This window comes from Mesorhizobium sp. M1A.F.Ca.ET.072.01.1.1, assembly GCF_004023325.1.
Lineage (GTDB): Bacteria > Pseudomonadota > Alphaproteobacteria > Rhizobiales > Rhizobiaceae > Mesorhizobium.
Genome location: NZ_RZSF01000554.1, coordinates 1 through 2,629, shown reverse-complemented (window position 1 = coordinate 2,629; position 2,629 = coordinate 1). Strand labels below are relative to the sequence as shown.

Here is a 2,629-nt window from a genome sequence, read left to right as displayed (position 1 = left end):
CACGTGGACGCGTTCGACCGGCCAACCGGCGGCAATGGCGCGATCACGCAGCCCATACTGTCGCTGCGTGCTCTCGCCGTTCTCGGCGACCTGTCGCAGCGTAGACTGACGGATGTAGAGGTAGGCGTCGCGCCGAAGGTGATCGGCGGTGACTTTGAGGTCAGGCATGTGCTGGCTCCGCGGTTAGCGTGACAACAAGGCTGGCAAGGATGAGGGTGAGCTCGCTGGTGGCGATCGCGCCTGCCGACGGGGGGCGATGTACCGGGCAAGGCGACGTAAAGTTGGGTGTTGTCGTTGCGGCCTTGATCCAGGCGACCATGCCTTGACGGCGCAGGGTTACCAGACCTGATCCGGTGATCAGCCGGGCGCTGAGCACCGCGGCGCGCAGTTGTTCGTATGTGCCGACGAGGCTGGTCGCGCGGACGGTTAAGGCAGATCGCGTGGTTTTTTTTTGGGCGCCATCGCCCGCTCCAGACTTCGCCGGTGCACCCTGACGCCAAAGCGTGTGGCGATAGCGTCGATACGTTGCGGCACGGTGAGGTCGGGCCTCGTCGTCCTGAGTTGGTCGACGTAGGCGAGGACCTCGGCAGAGATCTTGTGTCCGCCCTTTGGGCCCCGCTGCCGGGGCACCAGCCCGGCGAGGCCCTGGTCGGCCAAGGCGCTCTGAGCTTTGTAGAAGGTTGGCCGCGAGACCCCGAAGGCGCTGGCGACGTCGCTGATCGGCACGCGATCGGCCTGATGGCGGCGCACCATCTCGTAGCGGACCTGCACAAGGTCCCTGGCATCGAAGAAGGGATTGCCGGCAAACAGCGTGTCGCGCACGGCCTCGGGGTGGGGGTTGAGTGCGCCGTCGCGGGCCAAGGCCTCGGCCTTTGGGTCGCGTCGTGCTGGCTTTTGCTTCGCCATGACCATCATCCAAATTGATTCGTAAATATAAATACGCCTTACCTGGTGAGACGTCAAACGAGGTCTCTTCACGACACCCGGGACAAATCCTGCAATTCTGGGGATATCTGCGGCATATGAGGAGGCGTTGCGGCGTAATTTGCCTTACATCGGCGGCGTATTTAACCTTACGCATCGTCCGCCTCCACCGGCGCAAAGATCCGATCCAGCAGCGTGAGCAAATCCAGTAGGTCGACCGTCCGGAACGCCGCGCGCCCGGCCGCGACGCGCCGGAATGCGTCAGGCTGCTCCATGTCCGTCATTGCGGCAGCAATCGTGGGCAAGGTCCCGTCCGCCGCCCGGTAGATCACCCGGTCGTCGCCCCAATGCGGGCTGCGGCTGATCATGTCGAAGGTCTGGCCCTTAAGCGGGTGGAATGGGTGGGTAATGCGGACCGTGAGGCCGGTCGTCCCCATACGGGCTGCAGTTGACGGCTTTATCCAAAGGCAAGGTCGAAGGCGCGGTGCTGATCGTCGAGCGCTGGATTCTGGCACGACTGAGGAATCGATCCTTCTTCTCGATCGCCGAGCTCAACGCGGCGATCGCCGAACTGCTCGAGGAGTTGAACAACCGGCCGATGCGCCATATCGGCCAAAGCCGCCGCGAACTGTTCGAGGAGATCGAGCGGGGTGCCTTGAAGCCGCTGCCGGCGGCGCCATTCGAATACGCCGAGTGGAAGTCGGCGAAGGTGCATCCCGACTACCATGTCGAGGTCGACAAGACCTTCTACTCGGTGCCGCACCGGCTGATCGGGCGTACCGTTGAGGTGCGGCTCACGCATCGGGTGGTCGAGATCTTTCACGATCACCAGCGCGTTGCCAGCCATGTCCGTCGCTCGCAGCGTTCCGGCCATGTCACCATCAACGAACACATGCCCAAGGCGCACCAGCGCTACGCCAACACCACACCGGCCAGCCTGATCAGCCGGGCAGCCAGGATCGGCCCCAACGCCGCCATCCTGGTCGATCGCATGATGCGCGACCGACCGCATCCGGAACAGGGATACCGCTCGGCCATGGGCATCCTGTCGCTGGCGCCGCGCTATGGGCCGGAGCGTCTCGATGCCGCCTGCGAGCGCGCGCTGCTGATCAACGCGATCGCCTACTCCTCCGTCACCGCCATCCTCAAAGCCGGTCTCGACCGGGCCAGCTCCGCAGAACCGGCAAAGCCGACACCCCAGCACGCCAACATCCGCGGCTCCACCTATTACCAGTGAAGGAAAGGAAGAAAGAATGCTGACGAATCCCACCCTCGACCAGATGCAGGCCCTCGGTCTGGCCGGCATGGCTGCCGCCTGGCGCGAACTGGCCGAACGGAACAACGCCAACGAGCTCAGCCGTGACGAGTGGCTCGGCCTGATGCTCGACCGTGAGGTCGCCATGCGGGCCGACAAGCGCGTCAGGAACCGGCTCGCCTCAGCCAGGCTGCGCTTTCCCGAAGCCTGCATCGAGGACATCGACTTTGCCGCGCCGCGCGGGCTCGACCGCCGCAACACCATGGCGCTCGCCCAGGGCGAATGGCTGAAGGCGCATGAGAACCTGATCGTCACCGGCCAGACCGATCCCACGTCATAATGCCCACCTTGGTATGTCATTGAAAGACAAGGATTTGTTGATCCGGATTTGATGTTAGCGGACGCTTGCGGCTGGCATTGGAGCGATCCCCTACATCCGGGTTCTCAAGA

The 2,629-nt window shown here is 63.9% G+C and carries 3 protein-coding genes and 2 pseudogenes; 2 read left to right on the top strand and 3 right to left on the bottom strand.

The genetic code is table 11. From position 1 onward, the window contains the following. The 3 genes and pseudogenes from EOA32_RS40440 to EOA32_RS36130 all read right to left on the bottom strand — a co-directional run. Positions 1 to 168 (bottom strand): annotated as a pseudogene (locus tag EOA32_RS40440) (recombinase family protein); the annotation flags it as partial. Positions 169 to 426: 258 nt separating this feature from the next. Further along, positions 427 to 906 carry a helix-turn-helix domain-containing protein gene (locus tag EOA32_RS36135; RefSeq protein WP_128374226.1) on the bottom strand — a complete coding sequence of 160 codons (480 nt, stop codon included), beginning with the start codon at positions 904 to 906 and terminating at the stop codon, positions 427 to 429. A 167-nt stretch (positions 907 to 1,073) separates the two neighbouring features. Next, positions 1,074 to 1,361 carry a DUF5372 family protein gene (locus tag EOA32_RS36130; RefSeq protein ID WP_128374225.1) on the bottom strand — a complete coding sequence of 96 codons (288 nt, stop codon included), beginning with the start codon at positions 1,359 to 1,361 and terminating at the stop codon, positions 1,074 to 1,076. 26 nt (positions 1,362 to 1,387) lie between these two features. Here EOA32_RS36130 and EOA32_RS36125 point away from each other — a divergent pair. Both EOA32_RS36125 and EOA32_RS36120 read left to right on the top strand, forming a co-directional pair. Continuing rightward, positions 1,388 to 2,161: pseudogene (locus tag EOA32_RS36125) on the top strand (IS21 family transposase); the annotation flags it as partial. Between the two features lie 16 nt (positions 2,162 to 2,177). Next, positions 2,178 to 2,519: an ATP-binding protein gene (locus EOA32_RS36120; RefSeq protein WP_281015307.1), complete on the top strand. Its 342-nt coding sequence runs from the start codon at positions 2,178 to 2,180 to the stop codon at positions 2,517 to 2,519. Positions 2,520 to 2,629 lie beyond the last annotated feature (110 nt).

What these genes read in the sequence shown, in the direction of transcription:
- EOA32_RS36135 (WP_128374226.1), bottom strand. Translation starts at nt 906, where the DNA reads ATGGCGAAGCAAAAGCCAGCACGACGCGACCCAAAGGCCGAGGCCTTG.
- EOA32_RS36130 (WP_128374225.1), bottom strand. Translation starts at nt 1,361, where the DNA reads ATGGGGACGACCGGCCTCACGGTCCGCATTACCCACCCATTCCACCCG.
- EOA32_RS36120 (WP_281015307.1), top strand. Translation starts at nt 2,178, where the DNA reads ATGCTGACGAATCCCACCCTCGACCAGATGCAGGCCCTCGGTCTGGCC.